Source organism: Bacillus sp. RCC_6_1 (genome assembly GCF_041360755.1).
GTDB classification, from domain to species: Bacteria; Bacillota; Bacilli; order Bacillales; family Bacillaceae_G; genus Bacillus_A; species Bacillus_A cereus.
In genome coordinates this window covers 1-16,999 of the sequence record NZ_JBFUPV010000024.1, presented here as the reverse complement: position 1 = coordinate 16,999, position 16,999 = coordinate 1, and the positions used below count along the sequence as shown (strand labels likewise).

The following is a 16,999-nucleotide window of genomic DNA, read 5'->3' as shown; positions in this document are numbered from 1 at the left end:
ATTAAAGATATTATCCTAAATCATCATATATTTCAAGAAACACATTTTAACTATTAAATTTTACCATAATTCTTATAAGATGTTTTACTCTTTAGTATCTTTTTTAAGAAATAAGCTATACTATTTAAAATGATTTTGAAAAAATTAGTAGTTTCTTCTTTTTATGTTAATAAATTATACAGTTTCCAAATATAAAGCCAAAAAAACAAACCCCTGTAAATGCTTACAGGAGTTTGCTACAAAATTATAAGGCTTTTTGTCAAAAGCCCTTTTCATTCGAATTTTACGAAGCACCTGCTTCTTCAAACTCAACCTCTTCTAACTCGCCTAAACGATGATACTCTGTTAAAACCGCATCTTGAATTTTAGAGCGTGTACCAGAATTAATTGGATGTGCAATGTCACGGAACTCTCCATCTGGAGTACGTTTACTTGGCATTGCTACAAATAATCCATTATTACCATCAATTACACGAATATCATGAACAACAAATTCATGGTCTAGAGTAATAGAGGCAATTGCTCTCATGCGGCCTTCTGTGTTTACGCGGCGTAATCTTACGTCAGTCACTTCCATCTTGTGTTCACCACCCTTTTCTAAATAAGCGATATATTTGTATAAATTCCACAAATTTTCTATTTTCCCTTTAATTTTTTAAAAATTTTTAAGATAAAAATTTTTAAAGTAGTTGAATATAGAGATTAGTGGAGGTTATCGCTTACAAAAGGTTACTTAACTAGGGCGATTACTTCAATTTCAACGGAAACATCTTTCGGTAATTTTGCTACTTGCACACAAGATCGAGCTGGTTTATGAGTAGAGAAATAAGAGCTATACACTTCATTCACAGCATTAAAATCATCCATGTCCTTTAAAAATACTGTTGTTTTTACGACTGTATCAAATGAAGCACCTGCTTCCTCTAATACCGCTTGTAAATTTTGAAATACTTGTTCTGTTTGTACTGTTACATCTCCTGTTACAAGCTCCCCATTTGCCATCAATGGAATTTGTCCTGAGCTATAGAACATGTTATTTACAATAATCCCCTGTGAATAAGGTCCAATTGCTTGTGGTGCCTTGCTTGTTTGAACAACTTTCATACTTTTCACCCTTTTATTATTTATTTTACTCTTTAAAAATAGTGTACGAAAGGCAGTTTGTCCATCTATTTTATAATCTATAAATAAAATAAAAAAGATAGAGCTATCTGCTCTATCTTTTATTCCGCCTCTACAAGCCCTTCATCAAATGGTGCAAGAGAATAATTCCCTTTTTCCACTTGAATCGTTTTTTCTTTCACATCAACTTCCGATAGACGAATTAATGATACAAAATTATTAATTAGTCGTTCTTCAATATCTGTGGATTCTACTAATACACCAATACCAACAACATTAGCCTTGAATTCTTCTAGCATACTCATCATACCTTGAATTGTTCCGCCAGCTTTCATGAAGTCATCAATAATTAAAACATTCGACCCTTCTGGAAGACTGCGTTTTGCTAACGTCATTGTTTGAATTCGTTTAGAAGAACCCGACACATAGTTAATACTAACAGTCGGACCTTCTGTTACCTTATTATCTTTCCTTGCAATTACAACTGGTACATCTAAGTAATTTGCCACTGCATAAGCAAGTGGAATCCCCTTCGTTGCCACCGTCATAACTGCATCAATTGGTTGCCTAGCAAAAACAGAAGCAAACAAACGACCTGCGCCATTAATATGGCGAGGATTACTCAATAAATCTGTCATGTATAAGTAACCGCCAGGCAAAATACGATCTGGGTTTTCAAATAAGCCACAAAGCTCATCAATAATTAGATCTGCCTCTTCTTCACTTATATACGGTATATATTTCACTCCTCCTGCTGCTCCTGGTATCGTTTGCAATGTGCCGACCCCTTGTTGTTCAAACGTTTGCTTAATAATAACTAAATCTTCACTAATGGAAGACTTAGCCGATTGATACCTTTCAGCAAAAAAAGTGAGAGATACTAGCTGACGAGGGTTTTGTAGCAAGTAATAAGTCATATCGACTAATCTTGTACTTCTTCTAATTTTCATACTCTCACCTCAAATCACGAATATTCTAAACAAATCATAACGTATTATACGTCTTTATTCAAGCGTTTCTCGCTCTCCTAATAAACGTACCGCATAGACTTGTTCACAAAATCCTTTTAATCCGTTATAAATGCGATGCATTCGTGAATCATGGTGTACAAGTCCAAATACAGTTGGACCACTTCCACTCATTAATACAGCATCCGCTCCAAATCGCTTCATCTGTGATTTAATACGGGCAACTTCAGGATGCATTCCAAATGTTACATCTTCTAAAACGTTACCAACAGTATCACAAATTCCTTTATAATCACCAGAATTTATGACATCAACCATTTTATCTACATTTGGATGTGTAACTCGATTTAACTTTAAATTTCCATACACATCAGCAGTAGATACACCTATATGTGGTTTCGCTAAAATAACCCAACAAGAAGGCGGAGTCTTTATATGCTCAATTTTCTCTCCTCTTCCAGTGGCAATTGCTGTGCCTCCGTATACACAGAACGATACATCTGATCCAATTTCTGCACCAAGCTCTGCTAACTCATCAATTGTAAGCCCTAAATTCCATAATTTATTAAGACCACGTAATGTCGCTGCTGCATCACTACTTCCACCTGCTAATCCAGCTGCTACTGGAATCGTTTTTTCAATAGTAATAGATACACCTTTTTTTACATTAAACTTCTCTTTTAATAATTTCGCTGCCTGATAAGCTAAATTTCGTTGGTCGTCTGGGACATACCGATTATGGGATAAAATTTCAATACGGTCTTCTGCTAATTCCGTTAGTTCTAGACGATCTGCTAAATCAATGGTTGTCATAATCATTTTCACTTCATGATATCCGTCTTGTCTTTTTCCCAGTACATCTAACGACAGATTAATCTTTGCTGGTGCTTTCACTAGTAGCTTCAATCTATTCACCCACTCTATGTACTCAATCTTTTATCGTTTATTTTACCATAAATTTATAGTAAGACGATGACACTTCCCTAATTATAACGAAAAGCATTCAGAATGAAACTACTTATGTAAAATGATGGCACCTTTTAGAGTACAAAAAGCCGAGGAATGTCTCCTCGGCTACCGTAGCACAGAAAGTATCTTACAACTACTGGTTTCGTTTCATTAATTGCTGTTCTGCAATTTCTATAGCACGTTTCACCATGTTACCAGCATCTTTCGCACGAATTCCGCCCCATCCTTCTTTCTGAACAACATCATAAAAGCCAAGCTCTTTTGCTAGCTCTTCTTTAAATTGGTTTGACATGACACCTCTTCGTCTACTCAATGCAGAGTCCCTCCTTATTTTGCTACGGTATAGTTAGTATGCAAAATAATATAGCTTTTCATTTATGGGAATATATGTAATGATATATGGATTATAAAATGACCTCATTATGAGGGTCTCCATAAAATGTTAACTCTACTGTCTCTGTTAAAACATCTGCATAACTATAAGATACACGTTGCAACGCATCTTCTTGTTGATCCAATTGTACAACAAAAACGGAACGGTATGTTTCTGCTAGTACACCTGATTGCTCCACAGTTTTTCTTCTTCCACTATTTGCTTTTAACATAAGTCGCTGTCCAAGATGGTGATCTAATTCGCTTTTAATTTCATCTAAACGTTTTGACATATACTTCGCTACACCTCGCTGTAATTTAGATTGAACACTTAAAGCACGATATATCTATCCTAATTATTAACCGCGATTCACAGCTAATATCATCCTGCGTTTGAATAGATAGAAGAAATACTATATTGTAAAAGTATCATTACGTAGTCTTTACGTTCTTACCTCTTTTTATCCAAATTCATTTAAATCCTTCCATACAAAAAGCAAGATACATATGTATCCTGCTTACTCTTCGTAATGTTGAAAAGGTAATCCCGTTCGTAAAATCCCTCTCGTTTCAATTCCACCTAGTCCCTTTTCACCAGTAATTGTATTACGTACGACATCCCATACATTGACTCTCTCCATAAATGAAGTAAAACTAATTTTACCAACTACATATACAGGATCTAGTGCATGAATATTAATTCTAGATGGTGAACTAGCGAAATTGGCCCCTGCACGAATTAGTGCCTCAAAATGTGATTGACATGCCCCAGCAAAAATAACAAGTTGATCCAATGATGGATATTTTTTTCGCACTTCACGAACAGCCTGTACAAAATGCCTTGAATGCCTATATGCCGCTAAATCTCCCTTCACTCCTTTTGATTTTGTATATGCATCATGTCCTGTAATAACGAGAATGTCTGGGCGAAAGTGATCTATTAAGTCTACTACTTTTTCATGCATCTCCGTTTCTTTACAATGAATACCTTGAACAGGAACGCCAATTTTATTATATAAATCTAAGCACTTGCGCAAATATAAAGGGTCTCCATCTATATGCAATACACGTCCCGGCATTTGAAAATAATTTACCTCACTTGTGTATCCACCAGTTGAAGTATGTTCATGCCTTTGTTTCATCAGTACATAATCTTGTTGAAACAAACGATACGTGCGCTCCATTGTTTCTTTCTCACGCTTCACCCTTTTTTTATGTTCTCTTTGATCTATACTAATTAAATCTTCAAGTGGCGCATCCGCCACCAGTCTAATTTCTTCTCCAAACAATATAGCTATCTCGCCTTTTATTTCTATAATACGAAAAAGAATATCCCTCTTATGAGAATATCGTTCCACTAATTCTCCAACATGTAAAACCATTCTCCTACCTCCAAACTCATTAGGCCATCTTACCTGTTTTTAAAGTATGAATTTAGAGAGAGAAAGGTGACAAAAGGGACAGTTCAACTTGAACTGTCCCTTTCATATTCTTATGATAATTTATGAAGAACTAATGCATTACTTAATGTTGCAAACTCTTCAATAGATAGCGTTTCGCCTCTTCGCTTTGGATCAATTCCTACTTCTGTTAAAATTCGATCCAATAACTCCTTATCTTTCGGGAAACCATTTAAATTATTTGATAAATTATTCATTAAAGTTTTACGGCGCTGTGCGAAACTTGCTCGTACTACTTCAAAGAAGAACGTTTCATCTGTCACCTCTACAACCGGTTTAGGACGCTTTAGAAGGCGGATAATTGCAGAATCAACGTTTGGCTGTGGTACAAACACTGTACGCGGTACAGTCATAACTGTTTCAACCTCTGTATAGTACTGAATGGCAATCGATAAAGAACCATACTCTTTTGTTCCAGGTTTAGCAGCTAAACGATCTCCAACTTCTTTTTGCATCATAACAACAAATCCACGAACTGGTAACTTTTCTTCAAGCAATTTAAATAAAATTGGCGTTGTAATATAGTATGGTAAGTTAGCTACTACCATTACATCTTGCCCTTCTTCAAATTGCTCATTAAATACTTCATGTACATCTGCTTTTAGTACGTCTTTATTAATAACTGTAACATTACCATATGGCGCTAACGTCTCATCTAAAATTGGTAATAGTCTTTGATCAATTTCAAAAGCCACTACTTTTTTAGCACGCTTCGCTAATTGCTCTGTTAATGCACCAATACCTGGTCCAATTTCAATTGCACCACTTTCTGAACCAATTTCTGCATGATCGACAATACGATTTAATACATTTGTATCAATTAAAAAGTTTTGTCCTAAACTTTTTTTGAATGAAAATCCATACTTTTCAACAATGTCTTTTGTACGATTTGGCGTTGCGATATCCTTCATTTTTTTTCCTCCTGTATTACTTGCTTATAAGCTTCTGCAAATGATTCCTTTGAAACTTGAAACATCTGTAATCGTTTATGTAACTGTTTTGCATTTGTATAACCAATCTTTAATAGCTTACCCATTCTTTCTCTGCGGCTCTTTGCCATTTCTCCGCCCACTAAGCCTGCATCGACTAAATCACTCCAACTAATTTCACTTGTGTAAGCTTCCATTTCTTCATGTATATTCTCTAGAGCACGGCGAATCGACTCATTAGAAGCATGTTCAATCCCAACACCCTTTTTCCTTTTAGCAAGCGCTTCTTCCTTCGGTAAAAAAGCATGCTTACAGCCAGGAACCTTGTCAGAAATAATTTTTCGAATACGCTCTCCAGGATAATCCGGATCTGTGAAAATAATAACGCCCCTTTTTTGCTGCGCTAATTTAACTTGCTCAATAACATGATCACCGATTGCTGAACCGTTCGTTTCAATTGTATCCGCATCAACAGCACGCTTAATCGCAACTGTATCATCTTTACCTTCTACAACGATAATCTCTTTTATTTTCATGCTTGCCTCCACACTCATTTCGTCTCTACTTAGTAAAACAAAAAAATGACGACTTTTCCATTATTATTTTCCCCATTCTTATATTTTAAAAAATAGAATAGAAAAATCTTTGTTCTCTGTCCTTATTGTAACACTTCATCATTCACATTTATTTTCTTGATTACTTCTACTAGTGTTTCTCAAAATAAAAAAGAACAGGTTTCACCCGTTCTTTTTATTCAACTCCAAATAAAACTTTTGCATTTTTAGTTGTCATTTCTGCTACTTCCTCATAAGAAATTCCTTTTAAATTCGCAATTTCTTCTGCTACGAGTTTTACATAACTCGGTTCATTTCGTTTCCCGCGAAATGGATGCGGCGTTAAATAGGGACAATCCGTCTCTATTAACAATTTCTCTAATGGAATCTCCGTAGCAACTTCTTTCGGTTTCTTAGCGTTTTTAAATGTAACTGGTCCACCTAACGAAATTAAAAAGTTCATATCAACACATCGCTCTGCTACTTCTACGCTACCGCTAAAGCAATGCATAATGCCTCCTACTTCAGCTGCATTCTCTTCTTCTAGAATATCAACAATATCTTGAGTTGCATCGCGGTTATGTATAATAATCGGCAAATTTACTTTTTTCGCTAATGCAATTTGTTTACGAAATACTTCTTTCTGTATTTCTTTTGGAGACTTATCCCAGTGATAATCTAAGCCCATTTCTCCAAGTGCAACGACTTTAGGATGAGAAGCAAGTTCTTCTAACCAAGCTAAATGTTCTTCTGTCATGTCGATTGCATCAACTGGATGCCAGCCAACCGCAGCGTAAATAAAATCATAGGCTTCAGCTAATTCCATCGCCTTTTTTATCGTTACTTCATCAAAACCAACAACAACTGTATAAGTAACTCCCGCTTCTTTCATTCGGGCAATAACCTCTTGCAAATCTTCTTCGAATTGCTCTGCATTCAAATGTGAATGTGTATCAAACAACATAATACATAACTCCTTTTATATTGAAATCAAGTTTATTCTACAAAAATAAGTTCTTTAATAACTTAACGATAACAATACTACAATCTTAATGCAAAAATAGAGAGTGTAAAAAAGAAAAAAGACGCTTCACACATGTTACACGTGAAACATCTCTTTTCTTGTCTTAATTACTTGATTTTTGTACCATTTGGTAGATTTTGGTCAATTGATGCTAATGACAATACGCCATTCTCTTCACCCGCTAAAATCATACCTTGCGATAATTCACCGCGTAATTTTACAGGTTTTAAGTTTGTTACACAAATAACCTTTTTACCTTTTAAGTCTTCCGGCGAATAGAATTTTGCAATTCCAGAAACAACTTGACGCTTTTCTGTGCCTAAGTCTAGTTGAATTTTTAACAACTTGTCTGCTTTTTTCACAGGTTCAGCAGATAGTACTTCAGCTACGCGTAATTCTACTTTAAAGAAATCATCAATTGTAATTTCTTCTGCCTTCGGTTCTTCTTCTTTTTTCTCTTCTACTTTAGGAGCAGAGCTTTTCATTTGTTCTTTAATGTACTCTACTTCCACTTCCATTTCTAAACGAGGGAAAATTGGGTTTCCTTTTTCTACTTTTGTTCCAGCTGGAATGCAGCCAATTGTAGATAGACTTTCCCAAGATTTATGAGCTTCATCAGTAAGGCCAAGCTGAGCAAACATCTTGCTTGGTGCTACTGTTAAGAATGGCATAAGCATAATACCTGTTTGACGAAGTACTTCTGCTAAATGAGCCATTACAGAAGCTAACTTTGCACGATCATTCTCATCTTTTGCTAATACCCATGGTTGTGTTTCATCAATATATTTATTCGTACGACTAACTAGTTGCCAAATAGATCCTAACGCTACAGAGAACTCCATATTCTCCATTGCTTCTTCTACTTTTTTCAAAGTATCTTGTGCAAACGCTACTAACGTTTCATCAAATTCCGTCACATTTGCTTTAAATGCAGGGATTTCTCCGTTAAAATACTTATCAATCATAGCTACTGTACGATTTAATAAATTACCTAAGTCATTTGCTAAGTCGAAATTAATACGCTCCACAAATCCTTCTGGTGTGAATACGCCATCAGATCCAAATGGAACTTCACGAAGTAGGTAATAACGTAATGCATCTAATCCGTAACGATCGATTAATGTAACTGGATCTACTACGTTTCCTTTTGACTTACTCATCTTCCCATCCTTCATTAAAATCCAGCCATGAGCAAAGACTTTCTTCGGAAGAGGTAAATCTAATGCCATTAAAATTATCGGCCAATAAATTGTATGGAAACGAACAATTTCTTTCCCAACTAAATGCACATCTGCAGGCCAGAATTTTTTATATTTCTCTTCATTTGCTGTTCCATAACCTAACGCCGTAATATAGTTAGATAATGCGTCAACCCATACGTAAATAACATGTTTTGGGTTACCAGGAACACGAACTCCCCAGTCAAATGAAGTACGAGAAACCGCTAAATCTTCTAATCCTGGTTTAATAAAATTATTAATCATTTCATTTTTACGAGACTCCGGCTGAATGAAATGTGGATTATCTTCATAGAACTTTAATAGTCTGTCGACATATTTACCCATTCTAAAGAAATAAGATTCTTCACGAACAAGTTCTACATCATGACCACTATCTGGGCTTTTTCCTCCAACTACTTTGTCGCCTTCCATAATTGGATCTACTAATTGATGCTCTGTATAGAACGTCTCATCTTGTACAGAATACCAACCTTCATATTCATCAAGATAAATGTCACCTTGATCTACTAATTGCTTAAAGATTTTTTCGACAACATCTTTATGACGATCTTCAGTTGTACGAATAAAATCATCATAAGAAATATCCATTTTCTCCCAAAGCTCTTTAATTCCTGCAACAATGTTATCAACATATGCCTGTGGCGTAATATTTAACTCTTCTGCTTTCTTTTGGATCTTCTGTCCATGCTCATCAGTTCCTGTTAAATAATGCACATTATAACCTTGCATACGCTTATATCGTGCCATCGCATCTCCTGCTACTGTCGTATAAGCATGTCCAATGTGTAATTTTCCACTTGGATAATAAATTGGGGTAGTAATATAAAAGGACTTATTTTCCTCTGTCATTGTTTTGGACCTCCCGAATAACCTCATATGTATTTATAAACAGTATATCAAAAACTCATATATAAAGTGAAACTTTAATCAGTAGGGTTTTTGTTCCTCCCCACTAATTATTAGCCCACATTAATTGGGCTTTTACGAGCAGTCCAAATCTAACTTATCTTCTTTACGCCAACCTAATTTTAAATTTAGGTCTTAATGCTCGATATCTTTATCATCTATTGCTCATATTTCACAAAAATATACAATCTCCACTTTGAATTTATTATTTTTTCAGAAAACAATGTAAATAATTGTGGAATTTCCTCTCAATCTATTATATATAAGAAATAAGAAATCTATAAATCTTTTTAAAAAATATAGAATTTAAGAATTGACGGAAATGTAAATGATTGGTATCATATGTCCATAGGGTATTTTGTCGAAAAATGACGAATCTAAAAATAGACTCGAAACTTATAAACTATTTATTTAGGAGGAAAAAAATTATGAAATCTACTGGTATTGTTCGTAAAGTTGATGAATTAGGTCGTGTAGTAATTCCAATCGAATTACGCCGTACTTTAGGTATTGCAGAAAAGGACGCTCTTGAAATCTATGTTGATGACGAAAAAATCATCTTAAAGAAATATAAACCAAACATGACTTGCCAAGTAACTGGTGAAGTATCTGACGGTAACCTTTCTTTAGCTGAAGGTAAAATCATCTTAAGCAAAGAAGGCGCTGAGCAAATCTTAAACGAACTTCAAGATTATATCGAAACAGCAAAATAAGCTTCTCAATTATGAGAAGCTTATTTTTTATCGACATGATAGATTTGATATACATCTCTTTTCGACAAATCTCGATCTTTAGCGACTGTTTTAATCGCTTCTTTTGAATTCATACTTTTTTCATTTATATAATATTCAATATGATCATATACCGAAAGAGATTCCCACCATTGTTCTTCTGGAGCAGGTTCTTCTGTTGAACCAGCTACTAAAATACAAAACTCACCACGTACTTCATTTTGCTTCGTCCACTCAATTGCTTCTTCGATTGTTCCTCGAATAAATTCCTCAAATTTTTTCGTTAACTCTCGACATAATACAATCTCTCTATTTCCCAACACTTCCTGCATCGAAATTAAAGTATCGTCTAAACGATGAGGCGCTTCATAAAACATCATTGTAGTTTGTACATACCGAAGCTTTTCTAACTCCATCTTCCGTTCCTTTTTGTTTCTCTGCAAGAAACCATAGAAATAAAACTGCTTTGTTTCAAGACCGGATGCAATTAATGCTGTAAGGGCTGCATTTGCTCCAGGAAGCGGAATTACATGATATTGCTCAGCTACTGCCTCAACGACAATATCGTAACCTGGATCAGAAATACACGGCATACCAGCGTCGCTAACAAGTGCTACATTCTTTCCATCCTCTAATTTCTCTAATAGTTTCTTCCCACTTACTTCTTTATTGTGCTCATGATAACTCGTAACAGGTGTTTCAATTTCAAAATAATTACAAAGTTTTTTCGTTTGTCTCGTATCTTCAGCAGCAATTAAATCAACTTCTTTTAAAATTCGGATTGCACGAAATGTCATATCTTCTAGATTTCCAATAGGAGTTGGTACTAAATATAAAACTCCCTTTTCATTTTGTTGAAAGCTTTTTTGTTGCCACATAGCGTTCTCCTTTTTGCATATATGCCTCTTTTTGTTTTCTCGTTAATTGCTTAAAGTAATACTCCGCTTGCATAGCTGTACGCTTATCATCGTGGGTCTCTACATATTTTAAAACAACAGGAAGCCTGACGCGTGTATACTTAGCCCCTTTGCCGCTATTATGAGTCTGAATTCTCTTTTCTATATGGTTTGTATATCCAGCATAATAACTTCCATCAGAGCACTCTACCACATAAAAAAAGTGCTTATTCTTCTCCATATAAAATCGAACGTAGCTCCTTTGTATATTCGTTATTGTTCTCATATACAACGAGAGGCGGTAAAATTTTCAAATCTGCATTTCCATCCTTAATTCCTTCAATTAACAATGTATTTGCTTCTTTTCCAACCTTAGGATAAACAAATTGCACACGCTTTGGTTCAATTTTATATTTACGCATTAATGTGACAATGTCTAGTAATCGCCCTGGACGATGTACAAACGCTACTTTCCCACCTTGTTTTACTAACTGACTACTTACAGATACAACATCTTCTAATGTACACATAATTTCATGACGAGCTATCGCTAAATGTTCATTCATATTTTTCTCTGAAGTTTGAGGTGTTTGAAAATATGGTGGATTACATGTAACAACATCATATTGATGACGCCCAAGTTTCTCTGGCATATCTTTCAAATCTCCATGTATGAGGTGAATTCTTTCCTCCAACCCATTGTATTGAACACTTCTTACTCCCATATCATATAAGCGTTCTTGAATTTCCACCCCAGTAATATTTCCTTTTGTTCTTGTACTTAATAGAAGGGGAACAACCGCGTTACCTGTACACAAATCAAGTAAATTCCCCTTTTGAATTGGTACCCATGCAAAATCTGCAAGTAAAACGGCATCTAAAGAAAAATTAAATACTGATGGGCTTTGTATAATCTTCATGTCTTGTGCTAATAAGTAATCTAAACGTTCATCTTCATATAAATTCATATACTGCTCCTTTTCTTACCCTTAACCTACCCTATTTCATGTATAAAAAATTACCTTTCCAATTATAATTGGAAAGGTAATTTCACTTTTTATTTAAGAATGACAGACAGAATAAACAATCTCCCTCTTTACGTACACTTCCATAATGTAGATTGCAAATATGAAAACCTTCTTGATACAGTCTCGCTAAATTGTCATAGCCTTCACCAATATCTGTTTTCGGCTTCACTTCTTTACGTTTTTGAGTTTTTTGTTTTTCTTTATTCTGCACTTCTTCAAAACGGTGTCGCAAATTGTTATTTTCCATTTTTATATGCTGGTTTTCTTCCAACAACTCTGCAAGATGCTGTTTTAACTCTCCCAACTGTTTATATAAATGTCCAATTTGCTCTTCCATACTAGAAACCGATTCAAAAATATCTTTTTTCTCCACAAGCACCCACCTCATTAATCTGTGGTTTGACTCGAAACGACCCCTTTATTCACTAACTCATCTAACGTATATTCTACTATCCGTTCCTTGTCTACTAGTTCCACTTGAATTAATCTTTCTAAAATATTTAATCCGATAACACGGCCAGTACCATGCGGGGTTTGTATACGTTGATCTAAATCAGGAAGTTGTTCCTTTGCTGCCTCATATTCATCATTCTCATATTTTAAGCAACACATTAAGCGACCACATAAACCAGAGATTTTTGCAGGATTTAATGATAAATTTTGATCCTTTGCCATTTTAATGGATACAGGTTCAAAATCCCCTAAAAAAGTAGAACAACAAAGCATACGACCACATGGACCAATACCACCTAGCATCTTCGCTTCATCACGAACACCAATTTGTCTTAGTTCAATTCTTGTTCTAAAAATTGCGGCTAAGTCCTTCACTAGTTCGCGGAAATCGATCCGACCATCCGCAGTAAAATAGAAAATAATCTTATTACGATCGAATGTATACTCTACATCTACAAGTTTCATATCAAGATCATGCTCTACTACCTTTTGTTGACAGACTTGATATGCTTCTTTGGCAGCATGTTTGTTCTCTTCAACAATGGTACGATCATTTTCATTTGCAATACGAATAACCTTTTTTAGCGGTAATACAACGTCGTTTTCATCAACTTGTTTTTTGGTAATAACTACTTTTCCGTATTCAATACCTCTTACCGTTTCTACAATGACAAACTCATTTTCAGAGATATCGAACTGGTTTGGATCAAAGTAATATACCTTTCCGGCCTTCTTAAAGCGAACACCTACTACATCATACAAAACGGTCATCCCTCCTGCAACCGCAACACTAACTGTTCGAACACAAGCTGCGCATTTACATTAGCGTTGATTCTATTTTTTGCCTCTAATATATTAAAGAGAGCTGATACAATGCGCTTCTGAGCATAGGAAAACGATTCAAACATCTCTTTCTGATCATGAAAAACAAGACGATCTTCTTCTCCAAGTTGAACATATAATAAATCCTTATAAATAAGGAGTAACATATCTAAACCTTGCTGTAATTGTTCTTTCTCTCCAAAGTGTTTTCCCCATTTTTCTTGTACAAAAAAAATAGAGGTTTTATCTTTTTCGAGCGCTTCACATAATTTTATCACTAAAGCTCGTGCTTGTGCAAACCATTCATCACTACATAAAGCTAAAGCTTCATCAAAACTATTTGTAAGTTGAGCAGCAAGTGTCGATAAAGATGCTGTAATCCCTTCATCCTGTAATCTTCTAATTAAAGATTCCGTAGGTAACGGTCTAAACGTAACAACTTGGCAACGAGATAAAATCGTATTTAAAATTTGATGACTTTGTTCAGTAAGTAAAATAGCAGTTGTATCACTACTTGGTTCTTCTAAAAATTTCAAAAGTGTATTTGCCGCATTTGCTGTCATACGATCTGCGTGCTCAATAATATATAATTTTTTATTTGCCTCTAATCCTGTTTTTGAAAACTCTTCTTGTAAATCATGAATTTGCTGCTTTTTAATAGATAATCCGTCTGGTTTTACAATATGTAAGTTAGGGTGGTTACCTGAATCAATTCGCTTACAGTTTGTACATACATGGCAGGGCTCTACCCCATTCCGCTCAGAACAGAGGAAACTCTTTGCCATTTGAATTGCTGTCGCAAACTTTCCTGTCCCTTTCCCTCCCTCTAACAAGTAAGCGTGGGATATACGCTCTTTTGCAATGCTATTCATCAACATTTTTACACCGATGGGTTGTATAGCAGAAAGCTGCTCCCACGTCTTCGTCATAATGCATACCTCACTTATTTCATTCTTTCCTTCTATTATAACAATTTATCTTCTATAATCTGAACAACTTCTTCTATAAGTTTTTCCATCGGCTGATCAGCATTTACCAATACAATACGATCCGAGAAACGTTCTACAACTTGTAAATACCCTTCGCGCACACGTTTATGGAAAGAGATATCTTCCATATCTAGTCGATTTACTTCACGTCCTGCATCTTTTTCAATCCGAGCCAAACCAACCTCAGGCTCAATGTCTAGATAAATTGTTAAACTAGGCATACAGTCCTCTGTTGCGAAACGATTTATTTCAAATACCTTATCCATACCCAATCCTCTTGCATAGCCTTGGTATGCTAAAGAGCTATCTATAAAACGATCACATAACACGAGGTAGTTCTCATTAAGTGCTGGCATAACTTTTTCTACTAAATGTTGTCTGCGCGCAGCAGCATAAAGAAGCGCTTCTGTACGTGCTTCCATCATCGTATATTCTTGTTTATGTAAAATCGTCCTAATGTCCTCAGAAATTGCAATACCGCCTGGTTCCCTTGTCGCCATTACCTTTTGTGCTTTTTTTTCAAAATATGGCAATAAGCTTTTAATTAACGTTGTTTTACCTGAACCTTCTGGGCCCTCAATTGTTACAAATAATCCCTTCATCCTAAAACCTACTTTCTATATCATACACTTTCATATATTTCGTATTACCTTGAAAACGAGCTCCTGCTCTCTCTAAATACATAATTTGCTCTTTATGCTCTGAAGTAATTCTCTCTCCATACATAATCAATGGAATTCCAGGTGGATACGGAATCACCATTTCCGCCGCTATCATTCCAACAGCCTCTTTTATAGATACTATCTTTGTTTCATATCCGTCTAGTTGTTTATACGTATACGGTAAAAGAGAGAATTCACCTTTATAAGTATAACGAATAGATTCCCTCTTGTCTTTCACCTCATAATGTTGCAATGCTACTCGGATCATCTCTATAACCTTCATATATCCCTCATTTACTTGTAAGGGTAAAATAAATAGGACATTGTACGGATCAGCCATCTCTGTATATATACCGACCTTTTCAAATACAGACTGTAATTCGTACCCTGATAACTGACAACGAGTTTGTACGGTGACCTTTAACTCATCTTGCAACGGATATTCTAAAATGGCGATTTGGGGAATAGAACGTAATTGTTCCTTAAATCTTCGTAAAAACTCAACAATTTCACTGTGACCTTCTTCTTTTATACGCGCCATTGTAAAGCGTGCTATATCCAAGGAAGCCATAATTGGATACGATGGACTACTAGATTGTAGCATACTTAAATAAGTAGTAACCTTCTCTTCGTCTACTAAGTGACTATTTATATGTAAATAGGAACCCATTGTCATTGCGGGTAATGTTTTATGTGCAGAATGAACTACAATATCTGCACCATATGTTAATGCTGACTTCGGGAATGGTTCTCCCAAGCACAGATGTGCCCCATGTGCCTCATCTACCAAAACAGGGATTTTATGTGCATGTGCAAAAGCGATGCTTGCCTCTAGATCCATACCCATACCATAATAATTAGGATGCGTTAAAATGAGTGCTTTCGCATTTGGATACTTTTCAATTGCTTTCTTAATAATTTCGTTACGAACTCCCACCGGTACGTTATAAACTTCATCAATCCATGGATCTAAAAAAATGGGATTTGCTCCCGCAAGTTTTAAAGCATTAATAATTGATTTATGGCAATTTCTTTGTACAAGAACAATATCATGTTCCCCACAACAAGACAAAATCATTGCTAAGTTCCCGACTGTTGAACCATTAATTAAAAAATAGCTCCTCTTTGTATTATAAACTTCAGCCAATAATTGTTGTGCCTCATCTATACATTCAAACGGACTATGCAAATCATCTAGTCCTGCTAACTCAGTTACATCAATAGATAGAATATCTTTAAACTCTCTTATTGCCTCCTGAGGGAAGTTTAAACCATTCTTATGACCTGGAACATGAAAGGATAACGGCCCTCTTTCTTTAAACTCTATTAACGCCTCATATAAAGGCATACGATTTTGATTCATCTACATCTCTTCCTTATTATTCATTCTCTATCTATTATACAGAACAAAAAAAATAATAGGCATATGCCTATTTAAAAATATGATACTTCTAATTTTCGAAGCTGCTTTAAATAATGTATATATTTCGGATCATCTGTCTCTGTATTCACCATATCCTTTTCACATTCATAGCATATTAAATTATTATAAACATATATACCTTCTTTTCTTTTTGTCTCACAAACAATACAAACTTCACTTTGTAATTTCATAGCCTTCCCTCCCTATTTTAGTGAACCTATTTTATACTTCTAATCCTTAACAATTTACAGAAAAATATACACCCATCTCTTATATAATATGATTAACTCTTGGGCAACGTGTTTGTATCACCCTTACTTCTTTCCCGTTCTTTTTAACAATACAAAAAAACACAAGTCAAATGACTTGTGTTTTTAGTTGCTTGGCGACGTCCTACTCTCACAGGGACAAGGTCCCAACTACCATCGGCGCTAGAGAGCTTAACTTCCG

At 35.2% G+C, this 16,999-nt stretch carries 21 protein-coding genes; 1 reads left to right on the top strand and 20 read right to left on the bottom strand.

Going from position 1 to position 16,999, the window contains the following annotated elements; genetic code table 11:
* Positions 1–283: 283 nt before the first annotated feature.
* The 11 genes from spoVG to metG all read right to left on the bottom strand — a co-directional run bounded on the left by spoVG (position 284) and on the right by metG (position 9,488).
* Positions 284–577, bottom strand: a complete 294-nt coding sequence (spoVG, locus tag AB6801_RS30255; RefSeq protein WP_000454041.1) for a septation regulator SpoVG — start codon at positions 575–577, stop codon at positions 284–286.
* A gap of 152 nt (positions 578–729) precedes the next feature.
* Positions 730–1,104, bottom strand: a complete 375-nt coding sequence (locus AB6801_RS30250; RefSeq protein ID WP_000869811.1) for a RidA family protein — start codon at positions 1,102–1,104, stop codon at positions 730–732.
* A gap of 119 nt (positions 1,105–1,223) precedes the next feature.
* A complete protein-coding gene (purR, locus tag AB6801_RS30245) occupies positions 1,224–2,072 on the bottom strand; it encodes a pur operon repressor (RefSeq protein WP_000702466.1) in 849 nt (282 codons plus the stop codon).
* A 54-nt stretch (positions 2,073–2,126) separates the two neighbouring features.
* On the bottom strand, positions 2,127–2,996 hold the full coding sequence (ispE, locus tag AB6801_RS30240) for a 4-(cytidine 5'-diphospho)-2-C-methyl-D-erythritol kinase (protein WP_000772104.1): 870 nt from the start codon (positions 2,994–2,996) through the stop codon (positions 2,127–2,129).
* A gap of 196 nt (positions 2,997–3,192) precedes the next feature.
* Complete coding sequence (sspF, locus tag AB6801_RS30235) at positions 3,193–3,372, bottom strand: acid-soluble spore protein SspF (protein ID WP_002094215.1); 180 nt, start codon at positions 3,370–3,372, stop codon at positions 3,193–3,195.
* 91 nt (positions 3,373–3,463) lie between these two features.
* Positions 3,464–3,724, bottom strand: coding sequence for a biofilm formation stimulator Veg (veg, locus tag AB6801_RS30230; RefSeq protein ID WP_000044347.1), 261 nt, complete (start codon positions 3,722–3,724; stop codon positions 3,464–3,466).
* Positions 3,725–3,949: 225 nt separating this feature from the next.
* On the bottom strand, positions 3,950–4,813 hold the full coding sequence (gene yabG / locus AB6801_RS30225; protein WP_000242868.1) for a sporulation peptidase YabG: 864 nt from the start codon (positions 4,811–4,813) through the stop codon (positions 3,950–3,952).
* Positions 4,814–4,923: 110 nt separating this feature from the next.
* On the bottom strand, positions 4,924–5,802 hold the full coding sequence (gene rsmA / locus AB6801_RS30220; RefSeq protein ID WP_000651548.1) for a 16S rRNA (adenine(1518)-N(6)/adenine(1519)-N(6))-dimethyltransferase RsmA: 879 nt from the start codon (positions 5,800–5,802) through the stop codon (positions 4,924–4,926).
* Positions 5,799–6,356, bottom strand: coding sequence for a ribonuclease M5 (rnmV, locus tag AB6801_RS30215; RefSeq protein WP_000692835.1), 558 nt, complete (start codon positions 6,354–6,356; stop codon positions 5,799–5,801). The genes rsmA and rnmV overlap by 4 nt, the downstream gene beginning before the upstream one ends.
* 214 nt (positions 6,357–6,570) lie before the next feature.
* On the bottom strand, positions 6,571–7,338 hold the full coding sequence (locus AB6801_RS30210) for a TatD family hydrolase (RefSeq protein WP_000895843.1): 768 nt from the start codon (positions 7,336–7,338) through the stop codon (positions 6,571–6,573).
* Between the two features lie 167 nt (positions 7,339–7,505).
* Complete coding sequence (metG, locus tag AB6801_RS30205) at positions 7,506–9,488, bottom strand: methionine--tRNA ligase (protein WP_250903218.1); 1,983 nt, start codon at positions 9,486–9,488, stop codon at positions 7,506–7,508.
* Between the two features lie 485 nt (positions 9,489–9,973).
* Between metG and AB6801_RS30200 the strand changes: the two genes are divergently transcribed.
* On the top strand, positions 9,974–10,258 hold the full coding sequence (locus tag AB6801_RS30200) for a transition state genes transcriptional regulator AbrB (protein WP_000843036.1): 285 nt from the start codon (positions 9,974–9,976) through the stop codon (positions 10,256–10,258).
* Between the two features lie 20 nt (positions 10,259–10,278).
* Here the strand turns inward: AB6801_RS30200 and rsmI are convergent, their stop codons facing one another.
* The 9 genes from rsmI to AB6801_RS30155 form a co-directional block, all read right to left on the bottom strand.
* A complete protein-coding gene (gene rsmI / locus AB6801_RS30195) occupies positions 10,279–11,154 on the bottom strand; it encodes a 16S rRNA (cytidine(1402)-2'-O)-methyltransferase (protein WP_000267821.1) in 876 nt (291 codons plus the stop codon).
* Entirely contained in the window at positions 11,123–11,413 is a 291-nt protein-coding gene (locus AB6801_RS30190; protein WP_000414350.1) for a GIY-YIG nuclease family protein, read from the bottom strand. The genes rsmI and AB6801_RS30190 overlap by 32 nt, the downstream gene beginning before the upstream one ends.
* Positions 11,400–12,140: a tRNA1(Val) (adenine(37)-N6)-methyltransferase gene (locus tag AB6801_RS30185; protein ID WP_001055367.1), complete on the bottom strand. Its 741-nt coding sequence runs from the start codon at positions 12,138–12,140 to the stop codon at positions 11,400–11,402. Before AB6801_RS30185 ends, AB6801_RS30190 begins: the two co-directional genes overlap by 14 nt.
* Positions 12,141–12,222: 82 nt before the next feature.
* The gene (gene yabA / locus AB6801_RS30180) at positions 12,223–12,573 is read right to left on the bottom strand and encodes a DNA replication initiation control protein YabA (RefSeq protein ID WP_000412063.1); all 351 of its coding nucleotides are present in this window, start codon (positions 12,571–12,573) and stop codon (positions 12,223–12,225) included.
* A 14-nt stretch (positions 12,574–12,587) separates the two neighbouring features.
* Positions 12,588–13,415: a PSP1 domain-containing protein gene (locus AB6801_RS30175; protein ID WP_370941351.1), complete on the bottom strand. Its 828-nt coding sequence runs from the start codon at positions 13,413–13,415 to the stop codon at positions 12,588–12,590.
* A 5-nt stretch (positions 13,416–13,420) separates the two neighbouring features.
* Complete coding sequence (gene holB, locus AB6801_RS30170; protein WP_000169563.1) at positions 13,421–14,404, bottom strand: DNA polymerase III subunit delta'; 984 nt, start codon at positions 14,402–14,404, stop codon at positions 13,421–13,423.
* 35 nt (positions 14,405–14,439) lie between these two features.
* Positions 14,440–15,066: a dTMP kinase gene (gene tmk, locus AB6801_RS30165; protein ID WP_000677214.1), complete on the bottom strand. Its 627-nt coding sequence runs from the start codon at positions 15,064–15,066 to the stop codon at positions 14,440–14,442.
* A gap of 1 nt (position 15,067) precedes the next feature.
* Positions 15,068–16,489, bottom strand: a complete 1,422-nt coding sequence (locus tag AB6801_RS30160) for an aminotransferase class I/II-fold pyridoxal phosphate-dependent enzyme (protein WP_097999570.1) — start codon at positions 16,487–16,489, stop codon at positions 15,068–15,070.
* A 71-nt stretch (positions 16,490–16,560) separates the two neighbouring features.
* On the bottom strand, positions 16,561–16,740 hold the full coding sequence (locus AB6801_RS30155; protein ID WP_000776279.1) for a sigma factor G inhibitor Gin: 180 nt from the start codon (positions 16,738–16,740) through the stop codon (positions 16,561–16,563).
* Positions 16,741–16,999: the final 259 nt, after the last annotated feature.